Below are 21,039 nucleotides of genomic sequence, written 5' to 3'. Positions count from 1 at the left end.
AGGATAAAAGGCTGGTCGTCTTTTTACGCTCTAATGTTTCTTATACCATGATATTCTGCGCTGCATCGAGGAATCTTTCAAGAGCCGGAAAGGGCGCAAGTCCGGTTGATAATTGCCTTCAATGATCCAAATTCGATGCTTTCTGTCGATGCCTATATCGAACCCGACTTGTCTAAGCTTGGGGTAACGCTCTCCAAGTCTTTTGGCAGCCAATAGTGCGATCCCTTCAGCTTTGACAAGCAAGCTCCGATCTCCGATTCGGGCTAATTTTAACGCCTCAAGCACTGGAATGGTGCGGCTAGTCACATTTGTGACTAGATATCCTTGCGCCGCTACTTTTGCGTATGAACCTGTCACGTTCCAAGGGGAAGAAGAGCCTTTTTTCCGCTGAGTTATTATGCGAATGTCGAACGGCTTATGCCCAATTTGAGCAAGCTGAAGACGTCTTTGGACAATATATCCATGAGTGCTGTTTTTTTTACGGAGCCATTTGAGTATTTTATCAGTGTCTCTCATGGTAACTGCATTCTGTTCGTTATGAATGCGATAGCCATTCGTACCGTTCCGTTTGATGAACACGATATCCCTTCCATAACTCCCATTGCGAGGTTTCAGTACGACGCTTTGATATTGAAGGAGCATTTTCGACAAGGTATTCTTCTTAAGTAACTGTGTTGGTGGCAATCGTCCGGCGAGAGAGGATCTGCTGCGAAAGATGCGATATTGCAGCCATTTGTCTCTTTTGATTAACATTAGAATCACAGCCTTTTTCAATCTTATACGGTAATTCTAAGTCAAATTAGTGATCAGCATAAGTGACGATTCGTCCATATTTATAAACCGAAGCAGGTAAATAAGGCTTTTGAACCCGTACCGCCTATCATTTCTGTTTTCTCCGCTTTGCGTAGTAGAATGGTGGGGATAAGGAATGATATTATAAATAATGACAAGTTTTGTTGGAAATAATGTTATAAAAGGAGAGATGGACATGTCTTATATCGTTGATTTTAAAAATGTGTCTACGGTTGGTTTAGAGTCTTCACCTGTAGCAGAAGCGCTTGCTGGTTTGCGCGCTAATGAAGCCCGTTACTTTATGAATAAATACAAACATGAATTTACGGTTGTGCCAGCTAGCGAAAGTCAGGATACACTTGATTATGTGAACCAAGTTTTGAAAGAGCGTGATATTGCGTTTGCGGCCAAGCCTTTAGAAACGTCGCGTTTTCAAGTGGAGAATATTAAATTTGCTTACGTCTTTTATGAGGATGGTCTTGGAATCAACGTCATGTATACAGTTGATGACGCTAAGAAGCGAGCCGTTGGCTTTAAGCTTTCCGAGGGGATGGAGATACCAAAGGAGTTAGAAGAAAAGTTTAAGTTTGCGAGGCAGAAGTCTAAACTAGCTGGAACAATACGAGGTTCGTTTTTTGTAATTAAAAAAGAATATTAAATAAGCAACAGCGAAAATTTGGACTGTAGAGGGCTTGAGGCCTGTAAGCTCGAATCGTAATAAGAATGTCTAGGGGCTGACCCATAAGCATCAAGCCCGCTGAGGAATAGCTCGCTTTGAACGGGTGTAATGGTAAATATATAGCAGTACAGGAGAGCTATCCTGTACTGCTATTTTTCTATTCTGATCTATGGTTGCTTGTTTCATAGGATTATGGGCAAGCGAAAGCCACCCGACCTCCAGACTTACCTTAGGTAAGCTGCGAAGCAGAAACGCCGGAATCCTTGGTTATTCTTTATCTGCCCTAAAACAATTTCGGGTTTAATCATTCGTCTTACCGACAGCGAATATCCTTCCTCGCAGCTTAGTTTTTCCCTTGCTTGCTGCTTGTAGCGCATAATAACTCAAACTGACCATATCCAGCATCAGCGATGATCGTCGTATGATTGTAATGTGCGCGAACCAATAGTGGAGAGTAAATAAGTGTAAAAGTGCACCTGTTTTTAACAAACAAGATTGGAATGTTGCAAATAGGTGTACAAATACCTCTAATTGAGCAGATTTGAAGAAGATTTGGTTAAATAAGTGCATTTCTGCACTTAGATGAAGCTGCTGCAGACGCTGCCGCAAAAGTCTTTGCATGACAGGGGAACGTCCCCATTTTCAAATGAAAGGACTTCAAATTCCACTGTATAGTGGAGCTTGAGGTTCTTTTTCTCGATGAAAATAAGTTCTAAGTAGTGCTCAAAAAATCGCAAAATGACTTTTGAGACAGCCCCTTTTTTATATGCAGAAAACAACAACGTTTTCCATATCATGGTATAATTTTGCTAATAGTCCTTATGTATTTTAATGATAAGGAACAATAATATTCTAGGAGCGTTGCATGGAATTATACAAGCTTTTGTCTGAGCTTCTATCACGAATAGAAGAAAATGTTTCTGGTACAAGGGAGGCAGAATATCTGGTCGACCTCCCGATTTCCATTGTTCATTTGCGTCGACTATTCAAATTCGCTTTTGGCGTGCCGCTACAAAGCTATATCCGCTCTCGAAAGCTTGCCGCCAGCTTGGAGAATTTGATGCTTTCCGAGAAACGAATTCTCGACATTGCAATCGAATGCGGTTATGAACATGAGCAAACCTACATACGCGCGTTTAAACGCGAATATGGGCTTACGCCTGGCGAATGCAGACATTCCGGGAAAAACATTCATATAACAGCACCTCTTCATCTGTTTCCTAAAAACAATGTTTGCGGAAACTTGGTATACGGGCCGAATATGGTCATGATGCCATCGTTTCATTTAATTGGGCAAATGTATCGAATTGAAATTGCTGAAGCGCCGACAAAAGCGCCCGAAGCTGCTAAGCAGTTTTGGTGGAACAATCGGCATAAGGTGCCAAGTCCAGTAGAACCCAATATATATTATGGTCTAACAAAGACACATGATCCATCGCTTAGTTGGACGCACTATCTACCGTCTATACGCGTAAAGAATCTGAACGATATTCCTGACGGTTTTTCAGGCGACACCGTCCCTGCTTCCTTATGCGTCGGCTTTCGTTATATAGGGAACCATCATTATGAGGAGATTAGTGAACTGCGCGCAGAGGCGCTATATCATGCTATCGATAGGCTTGCAAAGGAGCACGAAGGGAAATATGAGCTTCTGGATAGCGAATTTTTCGTAGAAAAAATCGACACGGATGCATACGATGGCGAGTACTGTCAGATGGAATGGTTTGCGCCCATTAGAGTAAAATGATCAAAAAAGTCCATTGAGCGTGCCGTTATTGTGGTACGTTCTTTTTATAGCGTAAGAAAAAATAAATGTTTGTGCGGAAAGGAACTTGTATGAATTATAACGAGGTTGTTTCAATCGGTGATACCTATTTGCTTACAGTAGTATCGGAGCTGTTCGGATTAGAAGGCTATGAAATTCGGCTGATTCCGGCACATGCTGGAGGAAGGAATGTCGTATATACCTGTGTGAAAGAGGGCGTCGACGCAAAAATACTTAGAATCGCTTTTTTACCTGACAGAAGCCGGGAAGATTTTCTGGGAGAAGTTGAGTATGTTAGATATTTATTCGAGCATGGGGGAAGTGTCTCAAATGTAATTAGCTCCCGGAAAGGGAAGCTGCTGGAGGAGATTACACATAATAACCACACCTTTTTTGTCTGTCTGTTTGAAAAGGCTAAAGGAAAAATGCTTGTAGAAAATAATTATCAGTACCGAGAAGGAGCTCCAATTACCGAATATTATTACAATTGCGGCAAAGTCTTGGGAAAACTGCATCAAATATCGAAAGGGTATACGCCTGTCCATCGCCGGCATAGTTTTTTTGACAAATACAATGCCGAATATATTGATAAATTGATCCCCGACTCCTTATCTCTGCTTAAGGAAAAGCTGGTAGAGCTCCTTAATACCTTAAAAGGATTGGACAGCAACCAGGATACTTTCGGAATGCTCCATTTTGATTACAACGATGGGAATTATTCCATCGATTTTGATACCGGACAAATAACCGTATATGATTTCGATAATTCATGTTTCGGTTGGTATATGTTTGACATGGCAGGCCTTTGGACAAGCGGAGTGGGCTGGATACAATTTGAGCCAGACGCCGTTAAACGTAAAAAGTTTATGGATGATTATTTTGAAACAATCCTCGCGGGATACAGATCCGAGACCAAGCTCGAAGATTCGGCGTTGGATAAGGTGCCTTTATTTATCAAAGTAAATCTCTTGGAAAATATTATTGACGCATTCGAGGTCATGCAGAACAACGGTGAGGAACCAAAGTGTGATGAGGAGCTGTCGTATCTTATAAAATGTTTGGAAGACGATATCCCGTACAAAGGGTTTTTTCATGAAATGTACTTTTGTGAAGAACCCTTTGAGTATGAGGAACGAAATATTTAGTTTTTACAGAGAAACCGTGTTGTAGACGGCTGAAGTCGACATCAATTATTTAGATTTTTATCCATTTTGATAGGTGTGGCATCCTCTTAAAACGCCCCTTTTTGAAAAGATATGGTAGAATTAGGCTATTGTTGAATAGTAGGGGGAAGGTAAATGAAGAAGAAATATTGGGTGGGGATTATTGCAGCAATGTTCTTGCTTGGCAACGCAACTGGAGCATGGGCAGGATCTGCTTGGAAGGAAGTAAAGGCGCTCTTTAATCCTTCAATTAAAGTGGAGATGAACGGTCAGGAAATCGATGGTATCAAAGCATTACAGTACAATGGAAGCTTATATTTGCCAGCCAAGAGTGTTTCCGATTATTTCGGTCTAACTTCGAAGCTCGTTTTCGACAACAAGACAAATAAATTAATCATCGGTGGTCCTATGTATGTGAATTTGTCTGATCATGACACCGCGAACTTCTTCCAGATTGTCATTAATGGCAATTGGAGACCCTCTGTAATGACTGATAATCGGAAGTTGTACAGCAACTATTATATGGGAGTGGACTTCCAATTGGAGTCAAAGAAAGGCTTGGGCTTGGACGAGTATGCCAAGCAGGCTTTAAAGAATGGGTACAATTACGTTAAAGTGAACAAGCAAACGAACACAAAGATCGCCGGAGCAGAAGCGCAGGTGATCGATTACGAGACAAGTGACACGGTCGGCAAGCTGGTCTTCATCCAAAAAGATTCTAATTTCGCAACCCTGATGTTTTTTGTCGATAAGACTCGGTATCAAGATAAAGATTTGAAGGAATACGACAAAATTATTGCCAGCTTCAACATTCAATAGACTCTGGGACATAGAATCATGAGTCGAATATCAATATAAATTAACGGGCGCGCCGGATTGGGCGCCCGTTTTTTTAATAAAACTTGCTGTTACAGACATTGCGGAGAACCGTATCATAAGTGACGGCGAAATGAGGTTCAATTACGCGAGGAAAAGAGGCGGCCACTATGGCAAAATGGGATAACATGCTGTCTATGCTGTGGATGCTGCGATCCGGAAGGAAGCTCACCGCCGCGCAGATTGCAGACAGTTTGGAGATCAGCGTTCGCACCGTGTACCGGTATATCGACGCACTATGCGCCAGCGGAGTGCCGGTCGTCGCTGAATCGGGCCATGACGGCGGCATTCGCATTATGGAAAACTTCAAGGAGACACCATTGTTCTTCAATCCCTTAGAGCTAAAGGCGCTTGTAGACGCGTTTAAATTTACGCAAGGCGCTGGCTACCCCTATACAGAACAGCTGGAAAGCGCGTTGAAGAAGGTGGAGAACGGGCTGCACGAAGATCAGCTTCACGATCTGACCCGTCAGACGAGCGGCATGGATGTGATTGCTCTGTCGCGTCCGCCTTCCGTCGTTCCGTTGTTGCGAGACCTGGAGCAGGCGGCGGATGACGGACAAACAATGCGCATCACCTATCGTAAACCAAATGCGGAACAGTCGGGCGAACGTAACATCGATCCCTACGGGCTGGCTTATGTCCGAAACGAATGGTACGCTGTCGCGTTCTGCCATCGGTCACAAGCGGCTCGAACGTTCCGCGTGGACCGTATCTCACGGTTGGAGCCGACCGATATGCGGTTCGAAAAACCGGAGCACTTCTCAGCGTCCGCCTATTTCCATGACCAGTCCAAGCGGGAACGAGAAGCGGACGGACCGTTGACGGTCATTCGCATCGAGGGGGACCCGGTCACGTTGAACGCAGTTTGCGGGCACTGGCATATGCGCCACTATTTGACGGAACGGACCGACCGGGAGGCGCAGTTCCTGCTCGATACCCCAACTATGAACAAGTACCTTCCAATGTATCTGATGACGTTTGGCACGGCCATTCGCATTCGGGAGCCGCTGGATCTGAAATATCGCATTCAGGAATTAGCGATAGGAATTGCAAAACATTATGCAGACGATTCCGATTGTACTTCGCTGACAACAGTTGTCAACAAACCCGGTGTATGATAGTGGAAAGGCTACAGCAGCCGAACGACGATGAATAAAGGAAGGTGGATTCACCCATGCTTAAACAAACGCATCAATTGTACGATTATCACGTTTGGGCGAACGAGCGTTTATTCGGACATCTAGAGCAGCTTCCGAAAGATGTGTTCCATGCGGAAGTAACGAGCGTTTTCCCGTCCGTGTCACAAACGTTCGGGCATATGTACTTGTTCGAACAGCTTTATCTGTGCGTGCTCGCGGGAGTTCCGAACGAGAACATTTTTCCGAGGATGCCGGTCTGGGCGGAGCAAGCGCAAGGCAAAACAGTGGACGAGACACGGCAGCTGTTCGCCGGCGTCGCCGAACAGTACCGAGATTTGCTGCAGCGAACGCCAGGCCCAGACAAGGAGATGACGATCGAGCATCCGAAGTACGGTAGTCTCAATACTCGGTTCTCTGAGATTCTGCAGCATGTGGTTAACCACGGGACGTATCATAGGGGCAATGTGACCGCGATGCTGAGGCAGCAAGGATATGCGGGGTTCCCGACCGATTATCTGTTTTATTTGTTGAACCAACAGGAAAGTCAGCGGTAAATCGAGCGAAACGAGCGGGGACGATATTCGTCTAAAGCAGGGAGAAAATTAAAAAAACTCAAAAATGCGCTTGGAACCCCAAGCGTATTTTTTTATTACAATTGCATAAAATAGCGCCGCGGCGGAGTTTGCGCCATTAGACAAAATAACTTGTGTTCAAAATTAGCGACGCAAAAAAATTGGGAGAGAGATACAATTCCACTTGCACCTTACGTAACGTAATGTTTTACAATAGAGCTACCGGTATATAGCTAGCGCCAAAGATCGGAGATGGTTAATGAAGAAACATTGGAAAGTCGGGGACCTCGCCAATCTGACGGGGCTGACCGTAAGAACGCTGCGCTTTTATGATCAAATCGGTTTGTTATCGCCATCTGACCAGACGGAATCGGGTCACCGGCTATATAGTGAATCGAACTTATCACGCTTGCACCAGATATTATCGCTTAAGGAGCTGGGGTTATCTCTCGAGGAGATTAAACTGGCCTTAAGCGGCGGGCAGATCAGCCCGCTTGAGATCGTCAACCTGCAGATCAATCAAATCAAAGAACAGATTAAACGACAGCAAAAACTATTGGAGCAGCTCAGGCATGTATCCAAGCTAATGCAAGGTCAAGCGGAATTAACGGTTGAAGATTTCACAAGCCTTCTGCAAGCGATGAAAATGGAATTCGAGAAACCGGTAATTGAACGGCAAACGAGTTGGGAGCGACATTTGAATCTATTAGGGGACTTTCTAATCGAGGAGAGCGGAAGTCCAGAACATAAGGAGGAAAATCAATGAACGAACGATTTGTCAAACATGGAACTTTTGTCGTCGAGCGGACTTATGCAGCTTCGCCGGAGAGGGTTTATCACGCATGGGCCGATCCAATTGCCAAAGCGAAGTGGTTTTCGAAGCCAGATATCTTCGATTTTCAGGTCGGCGGGCGTGAGTACAGCAGCGGCGGGCCGCCGGAAGGACCCGTTTTTACCTTTGACGCCTACTATCAGGAGCTTGTTCCAGAGCAGCGCATTGTTTACACGTACACGCTGGATTCAGGAAGCACACGCATCTCCGTCTCGATTACAACGATAGAGCTTATTAAAGTGGAGGACGGTACAAAGCTGATTTTTACGGAGCAAGGTGCGTTCTTTGACGGACACGATACGCTAGAAATACGGGAGCATGGTACAAACATCATGTTGGACGCACTTGGAAAAACAGTAGACGGGGAGTAGGAACATGACAATAGTTGAAAATCAACTTATGGCTACTCGCGAATACAATTTCCCGCGGGAGCTCGTGTTTCGAGCTTGGACAACCCCCGATTTGATAGCCCAGTGGTGGGGGCCGGAAGGCTTCACGAATACGAATCAAGTGTGTGATATCAAGCCGGGAGGCACATGGCGGTTCATCATGCATGGACCGGATGGAGCGGATTATCCTAACCATAACGTCTTTGTTGAAATCGTACCGTCAGAGCGAATTGTGCTTGATCATGTGTCCGGTCACGAATTTCGGATAACGGCTACTTTTGAGAGCATTGAAGGCAGCACCAGAGTCACCTTCCGTCAACGTTTCAAGGAAAAAGAAGAGTTTGAAAAATCCAAGCCGATCTGTATAGAAGCTAATGAGCAGTTGCTTGATAAACTTGGAGAGCTGCTGGAGAATTTGACCGACTAGCGTTGCTAAGTTATATCGGCTTTTAGTTGAAAGAACTAGTACTTACGTGATGACTCTAAAATTGTCGCCGTTCAAGCTCCCTATTGGGAACCAGACGGCGATTTTATTTTTGGATAAGGGTAGTTGAAACCAGGCAGCTTATGAATTCGGGTTTTTCAACGTTCGCATAAAAGCCTCTAGATTATCTGTCAATAACCTAGTTTTTTCAAACCCAGTATTAGCAATGATGTCCCTAATATTTTTGACAAACTCATTCAAGCTAGCAGTAGAGACATTTTCAAATCTATTTTCGCCGGCAATATCCCCAATATGGTTGGCTGCTCCTTCTCTATATTCCTGCACCCAATCCTTGCGAGTCGATACTTTCTCAGCGAAGTTTAGCAAGATGTTGCCCCAGTCTTTTCCGCTCACAATAGCTGCTTGCAGCTTGTCCAGCGTTTCCGGCTCAAATTTCTGCATCATATCGGTTAATTTAATATAATCGTCAGGAGCTCCGATAGGTCTTTGCGGCGGTGTTTCGTAGCGGATTTGTTTCGTTTCAGGGTCTATGGTTCTGGTTTTGGATATGGCTCCGATCTGATGAATTGTATTCATAAATTCTGCCGCTCCGTCATCCTTTAAGTAGTTGTCTGCGATATACTTAGCTTGAGAGAGTCCGAGTTCTAACAATGCTGCTCTTTCCTCTTCATCGGTTATGACTGTAATGAAATTGGATTGAATGATGCCGTAAACAGCTTCCTTCACCTCTGAAGGCTGATCTTTAAGAAGGCGGTTCAGTGAATCATTGATTTGCACGGTTCCAAAATATACAGCTGAATGGTTCACAATATCCGATGCCGCCAGCTGCCTGGCGGTCGGGCTGATTTCAACTGTATCAGTGTCATGTGACAGCTCGGGTATCGTTCCTGTAACCAAGGCTGGTTTATCGGTTTGCTGTTTCGAGTTCATATATAAATTCAAGTCATGCGGAATTGATCCGTAAATTTTCATCTTTAACCACCTGCTCCTATGTCGTTTTTTCATTCAAGCTTTACTCTTCTATTCATAATATCGAAATATTCTTCCATATTTTTTATATAATTGGGCAAAAAAGTAATGGGGAGTTTTATGAGTTCACCTATCCTGTTTTTATCAGTTGGAGTAGTGAAGGAATGGTTTATAATAAATAGGGATAAATACATTGTCTTGTACTAAGCTAGAGCAATATAGTCTTCACATCTGTAGAGGAGATTGTTGATGTTGAATAAGAAGGAAAATGGACCTGATAAGATCGTCCAAGCCTCAATCGAAACGATTGAGGAAGTGGATTTTCTGCTCATCACGCAGTTAACGGCATGGTTTGTTCTTTCTGGTTATCTGGAAATTATGCGTAACGGTTCGGATATTCTGATTCGGACAGGCGATATATTTGTTCTAAATAAAGGTGATATTGTTCGTGTGATCGGCAGTAAAGAGAACTCGACGCTCACAGTGAAATTCTTAACGGGTGAGTATCAAGAGGAGTTTCCGCCATTTAAGCTTAATATTCCATTATCGATGGTTTACAAAAAAGATGGCTATGAACTTGTGAAAAATGGTATGGCATATTTGTACCTTGAAATGATTTATCCCGGAGACGGTTCTGATTACATGATTGAGGGGTATTCGAAACGATTAATTGGACTTTTCTACAGATATCTTGGGGCGGCAGATGATAAGGAGCAAGCGCATGCTGCTTCGGACAAAGTGAAAGAAATTGTATCCTATATTAATGTCAATTACGCTGAGAAGCTCAGTTTGGATGAGATAGCTGAAAAGTTCTATAGCAGCAAGTACTACTTGGCGCATTCTTTTAAAACGCAGTTAGGCATTTCAATCGGAAACTACATCAAAGAAGTGCGGTTATTTCATAGCTTTCGAATGCTGGAAAGTACGAACAACAAAATAGTTACGATTGCTTTAGAGTGTGGCTTTCCCAATGTACGCTCATTTAACGAGGCGTTTAAAATGAGGTATAATCTAACGCCTGCTGAATTTCGTGAGGAGCGTCAAATTAGAGCGGTGCAGAATCATGCAGATGGAGCACTGTCTCAAGATGTATTAGCGCTACTATCACCTTATGTACCTATAGGCGATCTGCCAACTGCTTCAGCTTCAGCCCCCGATCGTATCGAGGTTAAAATAGATTTGCATAAAACGATTGGCCGGCATTCAAAGGTCAATCATGTGCTGAAAGTAAAGGGAGAGCTTACGGATAGCCGTTTGCTTGAAGTGCGCCAGCGCCTCGGTGTGAAGTGGGTAGCCGTTGCCCATATTTTTAAAAAAGTAGACATACAGCTAATTGAAGGCAAGCTCGTTTGTTCATTTAGAGAGCTGGATCGAAAGCTGAAGCAGATTGTTTCTGTCGGTATGGTGCCTTACCTTCAATTCCAATCCATCGATTTTGATGATTGGGAGATGCGAGGTTTTCCTAACAAAAAAGGGTTTCAAACGGTACTGACCGAATTAAGTCTCCATCTGCAGCAAAATTACGGGACAAGCCAGGACTGGATGTATGAGTTTCGCTGCTTTTATGAACAGCAGAATAGCCGGGAGCTATGCATGCCGCTTGTAAATGCTATTTCAATATTTAAAGGTTACCTGAACGTTATCATTCATTTTCCCATGCGGCCTGAAGGTTCGGTATCGCTTGATATGGATTGTCGTAATGCTGTGTATTGTATCGATGATTGGACACATATGCGCAAGATTCCGCTTGAGTCTGCGCTTAATTATTTGTTCGATGAAGCCTTTATTCGGGTCATTGGCTCGAGTACGAATATGAAAGCTCAGGACCGTATTTTAGACCGTATGCAGATTTACGAACACGATGATGATCTACACGCCTATTCGGAGTTAGCGCAAGCAAGCGCAAATATTTGGCAGTACATAAGCCTGAGGAATCAAAATGAAGTAGCAGGCCACTACTTCTCTCCGTTGTCGCTCGATTCGGCGAAGCTGTTTGAATATTTTCCAGATGAACTGGCAAGTAAACTGTCATTATGTACGCTGGATGGTCGTTACAAGGACAACTGGTATGCGACAGAGTTTGTGAACCGACTGTTTGACGAGCTTGTATTTCAAAATAAATCTTGTATCGTGACCAAGCGGCAAGAAAATTACCGCATTTTAATTGTTTATCCAGAGGAAGAGCTTCATCTGATGATCAATCAAAATCATGAACCATTCAAATTGGTTTGGCATAAGGCAAAAAGTCCGTATGTTTATGTGAATCTTGAACTTACAAGCCTTGAAGGAAATTACCGATTGATAAAGCAACGATTAACACCTGAGCAGGTAGATCAGCGGTTGGATCTTGCCGAATTAAGGAAATGCAAAAAATTGTCCTCCGAAGATATTGCCTATTGGAATGCGATTAATCGACCTTCAAGAAGCGTCGAACAGCTGAAAATAAAAGGAAATCATACACTTGAATTCGAAGTCCCCCTATTCGGAATCGTTATGATTGACCTAGAAAAAACAAACGATTAATGCTAAATGTTGCGCTTTGGATTTCGTGAAAAATCCGAGGATCGCAATATTTAGCTTTTTTTTCGACAAGATCCTCATAGTTTTAATGTAAGCGCTGTATTAAGATTAAGCAAAAAAGATAGATGAAACCGGAGGGGATCACGGTGTGGGACTATTTTAAGAACAAACAAGCAAAAAAAAGTGAACTTGTACGAAAAGTGAAGGAAGATAAAGCGAAGCTGCGAGAAAGAAAGCAAGAAATTAAGGCTCTGCCTGAAGCAGCACGCAAGGCTGCGATAGATCACGATAAACAATTACAGCATGAGCAAAAGCAACAAAGAAAAATGGAATTGAAAGCGTTAAACCGCAAAGATCGCAGGGCGATGAAAAAGGAAGCAAAACGTTACAAGAAAATCAAAAACAGGCCAAGGCGTTTTACAGGCTGGTCGATTGTGGCAGTTATTGTCGTATTATTATTTGTACAATTCGGTCCCATTGCTTCTGGCCTCATCGATGCGCTGACAGGAAAACATATTACGGCTGTTACCGATTCACCTGAGGGAATTGCAGCACGTGAATATGGCGGGAAAATAGCTGAAGAAATCGCGAATGAAGGCATTGTTCTATTGAAGAATGAAGATAAACAGCTGCCGTTGAACGATAAAAAAGTTAACGTCTTCGGATTAGCAGCATTAGAGCTGCGTTATGGCGGCGGCGGATCGGGTGCGGGGGATACTTCCCGTGCGGTTAATCTCTTTAAAGGCTTAGAAAATGCCGGTATCGCTTACAATACGGAGCTTCATGATCTGTATCAAGAAGTTGGTGCAGAAGCGGGAGTGGGTGCCAAGGCAAGCACGGGCATCGTTCAAGTTGTCAAAGGTATGCTGGGCATGAATTCAAGTGATGAACCAAAAATAGATTACTTGACTGACGAAGCAATCAAACAAGCAAAGGCATATTCAGAAAATGCGCTAATTGTTATTGCGAGTGAGAGTACAGAAGCTAGCGATGCAACTGCTGAACAATTGAAATTAACAGAAAACAAGCGTGCCTTGATTGAAAAGGTTGCAAATAGCTTTAAAAATGTGACGATTGTCGTCAATGCAGGGAATGCGCTGGAGCTTGGTTTCGTAGAAGAATACGAATCCATTAAATCTGTATTGTGGATTGGAACACCTGGTCCTTACGGAGCGAATGCGTTAGGAAATATTCTTGCAGGGAATGTCAATCCATCTGGCCGTATTACGGATACGTATGTTTATGACAATTCAACTTCTCCGGCAAGCGTGAACTTTGGAGACTATAAATACGATAATTTGAAATATTCATTCCTCAATTATCAAGAAGGCATTTATGTAGGTTACCGGTTTTATGAAACCTACTTTTTAAATGATGAAGCAGGCTATAAAGATGCGGTGTTATATCCTTATGGACATGGGTTAAGTTATACGGATTTCGAATGGAAGGTTCTTAATCAAACCTTATCGGAAGAGAAGATTGAACTGCAAGTTGAAGTGAAAAATGTTGGCGACAGAGCCGGTAAAGATGTGGTGCAGGTTTATTATTCGGCGCCATATATTGCAGGCGGTACTGAAAAGTCGGCAATTGAATTGGCGACCTATGCAAAGACGTCTCAGCTGGAAGCTGGTCAATCCGAAGTGCTCACGCTTTCGTTTGCTGCCGAAGAGATGGCTTCTTATGATATGAACGTAGAAGAAGCTTATGTATTGGATCCGGGTACCTATTCGATTAAAGTAGCTCGCAACGTCCATGATATTGTAGCAAGCTATGACCTTGAGCTGGCACAGAAAAAGGTCTATAAAGAAGACAAGGATACTAAGACGGCTTACGAGAATCGTTTTGACTTAGCAAAAGGTGAAATCACCTATTTGTCGCGAAATGATTGGAAGAAGACGTATCCTTCTGATGAGAATATTAGTCATGAAGCACCGGAATACGTGCTCGATGCCTTCTCGAAAAAGAAAGAAGCTTCAACTATGGAAATGCCAACGATCGGTGCCGATAATGGCTTGAAATTGGAGGATCTGAAAGGTTTAGCTTTTGATGATCCGAAATGGGCTACCTTCTTGGATCAGTTAACCATGGATGAAATGATCGATTATGTAGCAAACGGCGCCTATCGTACGATGGCTATCGACCGTTTGGGCGTTCCAAAAACGCTGTTGATGGACGGACCGGCTGGATTCAGCTACTTCTTTAAGCCAATCGAAGCAGCATCATATCCGTCTGAAATCGTCATCGCAGCAACATGGAACAATGATTTGGCGTATCGAATGGGAGAAGCGGTCGGCAAAGAAGCGCGTGCGTATGGCATTCAAGGCTGGTATGCACCGGGTATGAATATTCACCGTACGGCACAAGGCGGCCGCAACTTTGAATACTTCTCCGAAGATCCCGTGCTTTCAGGTAAAATGGCAGCTTCTATGATAAATGGTGCAGAAGACCAAGGCATTATTGCCTTCATGAAGCATTTTGCTTTAAATGATCAAGAAACAAACGCTCGTTCAGGCAATTTAATATGGGCTAATGAGCAAGCGATTCGCGAACTCTACTTGAAGCCGTTTGAGATTACGGTGAAAGAAAGCAGCCCTCTAGGCGCAATGTCCAGCTTCTCCATCATCGGAACAAAGTGGGCCGGAGCGAATTCCGTCTTGCTAAATGATATTTTGCGCAAAGAATGGGGCTTCGAAGGTTTTGTTTCAAGCGATGCAGTTTTTGGCTTTATGAAAGCACCGGATGCTGTTGTAGCTGGCAATGACCTCATGTTGGATATTATGACGCCGAGTAAAAACGTTAAATTGTTGAAAGAAGCATACAAGAAGGATCCTTCAGGTATTGCAAACGGAGTTCGCACAAGTGTTCATCATGTGTTGTACACGATCCTGCAAACCTACTTATTCAAATCATAAGCGTTTGGAAGCAGGGTGAATGAAATGAAGTATAAAGCATTAATCGAAAGCATGACCTTAGAAGAAAAAGCGTCCTTAATGTCTGGCGCAAATTTCTGGAATACAAAAGCGATCGATCGATTAAATATTCCAAGCATTATGCTGACAGATGGGCCTCATGGACTCAGGAAGCAAGGCGGAAAGGCAGACCACTTGGGCTTAAATAAAAGTCTGCCTGCCACTTGTTTTCCGACAGCGGCAACCTTGGCTAATAGTTGGGATAGGCAATTGATTTATGAAGTGGGCCAAACGATTGGAAAAGAAGCGGCTAGTGAAAAAGTGAGCGTGCTGCTTGGCCCTGGATTAAACATCAAGCGGAATCCGTTATGCGGCCGCAACTTTGAATATTTTTCCGAGGACCCTTATCTAACGGGCGAATTAGCGAGCGAGATGGTGAAAGGCATTCAAGACAACGGCATTTCTGCCTGCCCAAAACATTTTGCGGTCAACAGCCAAGAGCATATGCGAATGACGATTGATGAGGTTGTAGATGAACGCTCGTTAAGAGAGCTGTATTTGGAAGGGTTCAGACGTGTAGTGGAGAAGGGTCAGCCCAAAACAATCATGACCTCATACAATAAAGTAAACGGCACGTTCGCGAATGAAAACGACTATTTGCTGCAGGATATTCTTTACGGAGAATGGGGATTTGATGGCGTAGTCGTTACCGACTGGGGCGGTAATAATGACCGTGTTGCGGGCTTAAAAGCAGGCAATCAATTGGAAATGCCCGCAACCAATGGGATTACGGATAAAGAAATCGTGCAAGCGGTTAGAAGCAATGAATTAGCTGAAGAGGTGCTGGATGGAGCCGTTCATCGACTGTTAGAGCTGGTCTTTACCACCCAGTTGAACGATAGCCCCGCGCCGCGCATTGACTATGAGGAGCATCATCACAAAGCGATAGAAGCTGCCAAACGTTCAATAGTGCTATTGAAAAATGAGGGTCATATTTTGCCGCTTGGGCAGGATAAAAAGATTGCGATTATTGGCGATTTTGCCAAAAACCCTCGCTACCAAGGTGCTGGAAGCTCGCTTATTAATCCTGCTAAGCTGTCCAATGCCTGCGATGTGCTCCGTCAATCTGGCTTGCCGATTATTGGGTACGCAAAAGGCTTCAATCGAATGGGCGGAAATAATGATCGGTTAGTAAAAGAAGCCGTAACGTTAGCTGACCAAGCCGATACCGTTCTGTTGTTCTTGGGACTGGACGAAGGCAGCGAAGCGGAAGGCGTCGACCGCGAGAATCTCAGCTTGCGCGAGAACCAGCTGGACTTGCTTCGTTCATTGACGAAAGTTAATTCCAATGTTGTAGTAATTGTTGCTGGCGGCGGTGCCATTGAAATGCCGTTTGTACACGATGTGAAAGGCATCATTCATACCTATTTATCCGGACAAGGTAGCGCCGAAGCGTTAACGAGTATATTGCTTGGGGCATACAACCCAAGCGGCAAACTTAGCGAAACCTTCCCGATCTCATACGGCGATGTTTCTTCTGCTCCTTATTATCCGGGCAGGGAAGCAACGGCAGAGCATATCGAAGGTATTTTTATCGGTTACCGTTATTTTGATACCGTGGAGAAGCCTGTACTATTTCCGTTTGGTTACGGGCTGTCCTACACAACCTTTGAGTATACAGATTTAACGGTTGATCAGTATAAAGCTTCGTTTACGATTACCAATACAGGTGCTGTTCCTGGTGAAGAGGTTGCACAGCTGTACATCCAGAAGCATGATACCTCCATATTCAGAGCAAAACGTGAATTAAAAGGTTTTGAAAAGGTGTTTTTGGAGCCGGGCGAAAGCAAAAGGGTTACGATAACGCTGGAGGAACGTGATTTCTCCTATTACAATCCAACAATTAATGAATGGGCAGTTGAACCGGGGGCTTATGACATTCAAATCGGCAGTTCGATTCAATCCATTCTGTTAAGTGAACGGATTACGCTTGCAGGGGATTCCGTTCCTTGCGAGCATACGGAGGACCAATTCCCGCATTATTTTAGCGGACATGTCCATGAAGTAACGGCAGCGGAATATAAGCGGCTTTTGGGATACGAGCCTCCATCGCCTACCTGGAACCCAAAACATGATCTGGGTTTAAACGACACCATCGCTCAAGCTAAATATAAGAACGGACTGGGGAAAACCATCTATCATGTTGTGTTTTTCTTTAAAAAGTTTTTTGACGCCGTTAATAGGCCGCTATTAGCAAATAATGTCTACTTTGTTCTGAATATGCCGTTTCGTCAAATCGATCGTTTTACTGGCGGAAAAATTAGCCGGAAGCAAATTTTGAAGCTGTTGAAATGGATAAACCGATAACGCGCGGTTAAGCGTCAATTAAATAGAGAATGAAAAAGGAGATACTATGGTATCTCCTTTTTCACTTCCAACAGAATTATTTTGTGCATAGATAAATAAGAACATAACAGGCGTGACAGAGGAGATAACGAATAATATGAGCGTAATAGAGATGAAAAAAAATAAAGGAATAATCGGTTTTTGGAATAAACAGAAGGAACGGCATCCTAATATTACACAATTTATCGTATTCTTAATATTGAGTGTTGGGATTACATCATTGCAGCTTATTTTGATGCCTTTAATTAAACTTATATTCGCGCAGACATCCCTACTAACGATAAGCTTTCAAGTTTTACAGCTCGGCAGTAACTTTGATGGAAGTGCTTATTATGTATTCGATTATGCAGCTGGATCGCTTGCGTCAGAAGGCGGAGGCGGTCTTGGCTATTTCCTTGCTGTTCAAATAACGCTCGGCATTGCACAGATTATTAATTTTTTCGCACAAAGAAATATTACATTTAAATCGAACAGCAATATTTGGACGGCTGCTTTTTGGTATGTATTAGCGTACATTGTGATAACCTTTGGCGCTGCAGCAGCTCAAGGATTTTATAAAGCTCCTATTTATAACTTATTCATGAATACCTGGGGAATGGGTTCATTTGGTGAAACAGCCGCTGACGTTATTACAATGGTTATCAATAGTGCAATTTCATTTTTAGTATTTTACCCTATTTTTAAAATTATTTTTAAACAAGAGCCTGCAAAGTAGAGATAGTCACGGTAGTGTGAGTATGACACTCTTTATGGTTGAAGAAATAGGAAAGGCGAGGGGGAACATTCCCTCTCGCCTGTTTGAGATTACTGCCTCGCTTGCTATTCTGGATTAAGCCAAGTTCATTCTGGTGTCCCTTGAGTTACCCCATGAATATAGGTGAGCCATGGTGTATCCAGCGCGCCTTGTCCCGGATTATAGGTAAAGAAGTATTCGACGGTATCCCCAGATTGCAGGTTGTTTACAGGGTAAGTATAGTTGCCGTTTCCTGCTGAGGTCATGGCTACATTTTGCTGCGCGCCGTTATTTATCTTATAGTGCAAATCGGCAAAGGTGGCGCCATTCACATAAAACGTCAAGTTATTGCCCGCTTTTTTCAGGCCGCGCACCGCATCGCCAATGACGATAACGGTTGATGGCGCGGGTACAACCGTGATGGCAGAGCTGGCTGTTTTGTTGCCGTCAGCCGTTGTTGCCGTAACCGTTGTTGTTCCTGGAGCGAGCCCTGTCACCACACCGTTCTGATTTACGGAAGCGATATTGTTGCCCGAAACGCTCCAAGTGATCTGTTTATTAGTTGCATTAGAGGGTGCAACATTGGCGTTTAACTGTACACTCTGTCCTACTTGCAGCTGTGCAGTGCTCTGGTTTAAAGTTACACCGGTAACAGGCACGTTCGTAGGATTTTGGCCACCGTTTTCTTTATAAACCCGCACATAATCCACCAGCATCGTCGCAGGAATATCAGATGGACTTGGTGCTAAACCGCCATCAAAATGACCGCCGATCGCGAGATTCATAATGATGTAGAAAGGCTGGTCGAATGGAGCGTTCGGATTGTTTGGTGCAGCTACAGAGTACCATTGGTCTCTGGAGACTTTAAAGAAGAATTCCCCATCCACGTACCATTTAATGTTATCCTCTTCCCAGATCATCGTATACACATGATAATCATTGGCAAAGGTTTGCCCCTCCGAGAAATGATATTCCCCAGCAATATATCGATTCACTGGCCATTGTCCGCCAAAGTGCACAGCGCCGCTAGTTGTGCCAGGCAAACGTCCTTTGGCTTCCATAATATCAATTTCACCAGATGCGGCCCATGCACCGTAAGCTGAATCTTTTGGAAGCATCCAGAGCGCAGGCCAGACACCATTGCCTGTAGGCAGCTTCGCGCGAATATCCACTCTGCCGTACTGGAAGGATAAATGATCTTTGGTATTTATTTTGCCTGAGGAATATAGAGCATACCGGCTTGGATCCTGCGGGAACGATTTTGGATCGTTTAACGCCCGAATATTCAGCTTTCCGTCCTGTACAAATACATTTTGTGTACTATTGGTATAGTGCTCCAGCTCTGCATTGCCCCAGCCCCAGCTGTTGGGATCGTTACCGATATAATAGCCGGTTTCATAGTTCCACTTGTTCGTATCGAGCGCTGTACCGCTAAACTCATCCTGCCAGATGAGATTCATGCCCGCAATGGCTGGGTCGCTTGGCGTTCCGATTGCCACATCGTCATGATCGGATACATCTGGACGTGGAGCATCTGGATTGCCGATAAAGGTATAGTTAACGAAGTTGCTGCCGACACTTCCGCCCGCTTGCCCATTTAATGGGTAGCCGATACGGATCTGCATATTTTCTTGGATAGGCTGGAACCAAAGGCCATAGATATAGTCGGCCCAATATCCCCACTGATTGGCGTCGGACATGTTATTGTAACCATTGCCGGAATATGAAAATCCGCTCTGGCTGGAATTCGCCATATCCACCCATTGCCCGTTGATATTAATTTGATATACGAATTTTCCAAGCTCGGTGCCTATTGGCGCGCCACCATCGATTTTAGGCAGCGGTATGCCGATGACGCCTTTCGCATCTGCTGTGTAGGTTGTTCCATCGTAGGGAGTAATGACATATGAATTTCTTACGGGTTGATTAAAGGTTATCGTATAAATGACGTTAGCCGAAGAGGTTTTTGATTCAAGTTTTACGTTGATCGACTCCGTTACCGTAAACCAGAAGCCGCCGCCTCCTTCGGTGAATTGACCGAAGTTGCTATCATAGATCCAGCCGCTGGCAGCATTATTGTTGATATCAATCCAAGTGCTGCTGTTTACGGGTTTTACAAACACCTTCAAATCATCCGCTACGGCCTCATAAATAATGGCTGGATTATTGTTAAAGGTAGGATAAGTAAAGCCTGCACCTCCTGTAAAGCCTGCTGTAATTTGTGGCCCTTGGGTAGGGGTCATAGCCGTAATCGTTGTTTTGTTTATATTTTGAAACACAAGCGTGTAGTTAAGGGTCGTTCCATTAGCTTTAGAATACAGCTGAATTTCTGTTGTTGCGGACAGAGTGAACCAGTAGCCATACGTGCCGCTGTCGTTCCAATGCCCCCAGTTTTGGTTATAGACGTAGCCGCTGGCACTGTCAATATTGACCCAGTTGCCCCCTACCTTCACTTTTACGCCTACGTCATCGGAAACATCGTTCCATGTGGCGGAGCCCCCGTTAAATATAGGCATAACGAAACCGTAGCTTGCTTGCCCAACCCCTGATTTTGAAATGACAGGTCCATCTGCTGCTGAAAAGTAAGCCATAGAGGTAACGGTGGTGCCTGCTGCATCGACGGTTTGAATTTTCGAAAATGGCAATAGCCCGACGCTCGCCATCATCGCTACCGCCAAGAACAAGCTCAGTACCTTCTGCTTAAACCGTTTCTGTGAATGGTGAAGTACCTTCATTATTGTCCTCCTTCAATAAAATATGGTTACTCCTGCGGCTCCTTTTATTTTGAGGCAATTGATTGTGTAAGTTCTCGGAGGAAACCGCTTACATTGGAGTGCACCTTTATTC

Annotated in this window: 17 protein-coding genes and 1 pseudogene; 13 read left to right on the top strand and 5 right to left on the bottom strand. The window is 44.0% G+C overall.

The features are described from left to right. Positions 1-30: 30 nt before the first annotated feature. Positions 31-753: a YheC/YheD family protein gene (locus tag AC0VYE_RS33805; protein WP_475445243.1), complete on the bottom strand. Its 723-nt coding sequence runs from the start codon at positions 751-753 to the stop codon at positions 31-33. Positions 754-988: 235 nt separating this feature from the next. Here AC0VYE_RS33805 and AC0VYE_RS33800 point away from each other — a divergent pair, with 235 nt between their 5' ends. After that, a complete protein-coding gene (locus AC0VYE_RS33800; RefSeq protein WP_441910918.1) occupies positions 989-1,450 on the top strand; it encodes a phage tail protein in 462 nt (153 codons plus the stop codon). A gap of 195 nt (positions 1,451-1,645) precedes the next feature. On the opposite strand, the pseudogene AC0VYE_RS33795 reads toward AC0VYE_RS33800, so the two are convergent. Both AC0VYE_RS33795 and AC0VYE_RS33790 read right to left on the bottom strand, forming a co-directional pair. Continuing rightward, positions 1,646-1,848: pseudogene (locus tag AC0VYE_RS33795) on the bottom strand (transposase); the annotation flags it as partial. After that, positions 1,772-2,092 carry a hypothetical protein gene (locus AC0VYE_RS33790; RefSeq protein ID WP_475449823.1) on the bottom strand — a complete coding sequence of 107 codons (321 nt, stop codon included), beginning with the start codon at positions 2,090-2,092 and terminating at the stop codon, positions 1,772-1,774. The pseudogene AC0VYE_RS33795 and the gene AC0VYE_RS33790, both read right to left, overlap by 77 nt. A gap of 244 nt (positions 2,093-2,336) precedes the next feature. Between AC0VYE_RS33790 and AC0VYE_RS33785 the strand changes: the two genes are divergently transcribed. The 8 genes from AC0VYE_RS33785 to AC0VYE_RS33750 all read left to right on the top strand — a co-directional run bounded on the left by AC0VYE_RS33785 (position 2,337) and on the right by AC0VYE_RS33750 (position 8,637). After that, complete coding sequence (locus tag AC0VYE_RS33785; RefSeq protein WP_475445241.1) at positions 2,337-3,218, top strand: helix-turn-helix domain-containing protein; 882 nt, start codon at positions 2,337-2,339, stop codon at positions 3,216-3,218. Positions 3,219-3,307: 89 nt separating this feature from the next. Next, the gene (locus AC0VYE_RS33780; RefSeq protein ID WP_475445239.1) at positions 3,308-4,381 is read left to right on the top strand and encodes a phosphotransferase enzyme family protein; all 1,074 of its coding nucleotides are present in this window, start codon (positions 3,308-3,310) and stop codon (positions 4,379-4,381) included. A 153-nt stretch (positions 4,382-4,534) separates the two neighbouring features. After that, entirely contained in the window at positions 4,535-5,218 is a 684-nt protein-coding gene (locus AC0VYE_RS33775) for a hypothetical protein (protein WP_076266531.1), read from the top strand. A 167-nt stretch (positions 5,219-5,385) separates the two neighbouring features. Further along, entirely contained in the window at positions 5,386-6,396 is a 1,011-nt protein-coding gene (locus AC0VYE_RS33770) for a helix-turn-helix transcriptional regulator (RefSeq protein WP_475445237.1), read from the top strand. A 56-nt stretch (positions 6,397-6,452) separates the two neighbouring features. Beyond that, positions 6,453-6,971: a DinB family protein gene (locus tag AC0VYE_RS33765; protein WP_076266529.1), complete on the top strand. Its 519-nt coding sequence runs from the start codon at positions 6,453-6,455 to the stop codon at positions 6,969-6,971. Between the two features lie 277 nt (positions 6,972-7,248). Continuing rightward, the gene (locus AC0VYE_RS33760; RefSeq protein ID WP_076266528.1) at positions 7,249-7,755 is read left to right on the top strand and encodes a MerR family transcriptional regulator; all 507 of its coding nucleotides are present in this window, start codon (positions 7,249-7,251) and stop codon (positions 7,753-7,755) included. After that, positions 7,752-8,192, top strand: coding sequence for an SRPBCC family protein (locus tag AC0VYE_RS33755; protein ID WP_475445235.1), 441 nt, complete (start codon positions 7,752-7,754; stop codon positions 8,190-8,192). The genes AC0VYE_RS33760 and AC0VYE_RS33755 overlap by 4 nt, the downstream gene beginning before the upstream one ends. 4 nt (positions 8,193-8,196) lie before the next feature. After that, positions 8,197-8,637, top strand: coding sequence for an SRPBCC family protein (locus AC0VYE_RS33750; RefSeq protein ID WP_076266526.1), 441 nt, complete (start codon positions 8,197-8,199; stop codon positions 8,635-8,637). 138 nt (positions 8,638-8,775) lie between these two features. Here the strand turns inward: AC0VYE_RS33750 and AC0VYE_RS33745 are convergent, their stop codons facing one another. Continuing rightward, entirely contained in the window at positions 8,776-9,627 is an 852-nt protein-coding gene (locus AC0VYE_RS33745; protein WP_475445232.1) for a hypothetical protein, read from the bottom strand. 246 nt (positions 9,628-9,873) lie between these two features. Between AC0VYE_RS33745 and AC0VYE_RS33740 the strand changes: the two genes are divergently transcribed. The 4 genes from AC0VYE_RS33740 (at position 9,874) to AC0VYE_RS33725 (ending at position 18,174) form a co-directional block, all read left to right on the top strand. Continuing rightward, positions 9,874-12,147, top strand: coding sequence for a helix-turn-helix transcriptional regulator (locus AC0VYE_RS33740; protein WP_475445230.1), 2,274 nt, complete (start codon positions 9,874-9,876; stop codon positions 12,145-12,147). Between the two features lie 143 nt (positions 12,148-12,290). Beyond that, the gene (locus tag AC0VYE_RS33735; RefSeq protein ID WP_475445228.1) at positions 12,291-15,056 is read left to right on the top strand and encodes a glycoside hydrolase family 3 N-terminal domain-containing protein; all 2,766 of its coding nucleotides are present in this window, start codon (positions 12,291-12,293) and stop codon (positions 15,054-15,056) included. Positions 15,057-15,080: 24 nt separating this feature from the next. Beyond that, positions 15,081-17,420: a glycoside hydrolase family 3 C-terminal domain-containing protein gene (locus tag AC0VYE_RS33730; protein WP_475445226.1), complete on the top strand. Its 2,340-nt coding sequence runs from the start codon at positions 15,081-15,083 to the stop codon at positions 17,418-17,420. A 151-nt stretch (positions 17,421-17,571) separates the two neighbouring features. After that, positions 17,572-18,174: a hypothetical protein gene (locus AC0VYE_RS33725; protein ID WP_475445224.1), complete on the top strand. Its 603-nt coding sequence runs from the start codon at positions 17,572-17,574 to the stop codon at positions 18,172-18,174. Between the two features lie 125 nt (positions 18,175-18,299). Here AC0VYE_RS33725 and AC0VYE_RS33720 read toward each other — a convergent pair whose 3' ends face one another. After that, the gene (locus tag AC0VYE_RS33720; protein WP_475445222.1) at positions 18,300-20,927 is read right to left on the bottom strand and encodes a family 16 glycosylhydrolase; all 2,628 of its coding nucleotides are present in this window, start codon (positions 20,925-20,927) and stop codon (positions 18,300-18,302) included. Positions 20,928-21,039 lie beyond the last annotated feature (112 nt).

Source organism: Pristimantibacillus sp. Z349TD_6, from assembly GCF_056173205.1.
The sequence above is the reverse complement of the archived record's forward strand: the minus strand, read 5'-3'. Positions and strand labels throughout refer to the sequence as shown.

What these genes read in the sequence shown, in the direction of transcription:
- AC0VYE_RS33805 (WP_475445243.1), bottom strand. Translation starts at nt 753, where the DNA reads ATGTTAATCAAAAGAGACAAATGGCTGCAATATCGCATCTTTCGCAGC.
- AC0VYE_RS33800 (WP_441910918.1), top strand. Translation starts at nt 989, where the DNA reads ATGTCTTATATCGTTGATTTTAAAAATGTGTCTACGGTTGGTTTAGAG.
- AC0VYE_RS33790 (WP_475449823.1), bottom strand. Translation starts at nt 2,092, where the DNA reads ATGCAAAGACTTTTGCGGCAGCGTCTGCAGCAGCTTCATCTAAGTGCA.
- AC0VYE_RS33785 (WP_475445241.1), top strand. Translation starts at nt 2,337, where the DNA reads ATGGAATTATACAAGCTTTTGTCTGAGCTTCTATCACGAATAGAAGAA.
- AC0VYE_RS33780 (WP_475445239.1), top strand. Translation starts at nt 3,308, where the DNA reads ATGAATTATAACGAGGTTGTTTCAATCGGTGATACCTATTTGCTTACA.
- AC0VYE_RS33775 (WP_076266531.1), top strand. Translation starts at nt 4,535, where the DNA reads ATGAAGAAGAAATATTGGGTGGGGATTATTGCAGCAATGTTCTTGCTT.
- AC0VYE_RS33770 (WP_475445237.1), top strand. Translation starts at nt 5,386, where the DNA reads ATGGCAAAATGGGATAACATGCTGTCTATGCTGTGGATGCTGCGATCC.
- AC0VYE_RS33765 (WP_076266529.1), top strand. Translation starts at nt 6,453, where the DNA reads ATGCTTAAACAAACGCATCAATTGTACGATTATCACGTTTGGGCGAAC.
- AC0VYE_RS33760 (WP_076266528.1), top strand. Translation starts at nt 7,249, where the DNA reads ATGAAGAAACATTGGAAAGTCGGGGACCTCGCCAATCTGACGGGGCTG.
- AC0VYE_RS33755 (WP_475445235.1), top strand. Translation starts at nt 7,752, where the DNA reads ATGAACGAACGATTTGTCAAACATGGAACTTTTGTCGTCGAGCGGACT.
- AC0VYE_RS33750 (WP_076266526.1), top strand. Translation starts at nt 8,197, where the DNA reads ATGACAATAGTTGAAAATCAACTTATGGCTACTCGCGAATACAATTTC.
- AC0VYE_RS33745 (WP_475445232.1), bottom strand. Translation starts at nt 9,627, where the DNA reads ATGAAAATTTACGGATCAATTCCGCATGACTTGAATTTATATATGAAC.
- AC0VYE_RS33740 (WP_475445230.1), top strand. Translation starts at nt 9,874, where the DNA reads ATGTTGAATAAGAAGGAAAATGGACCTGATAAGATCGTCCAAGCCTCA.
- AC0VYE_RS33730 (WP_475445226.1), top strand. Translation starts at nt 15,081, where the DNA reads ATGAAGTATAAAGCATTAATCGAAAGCATGACCTTAGAAGAAAAAGCG.
- AC0VYE_RS33725 (WP_475445224.1), top strand. Translation starts at nt 17,572, where the DNA reads ATGAAAAAAAATAAAGGAATAATCGGTTTTTGGAATAAACAGAAGGAA.
- AC0VYE_RS33720 (WP_475445222.1), bottom strand. Translation starts at nt 20,927, where the DNA reads ATGAAGGTACTTCACCATTCACAGAAACGGTTTAAGCAGAAGGTACTG.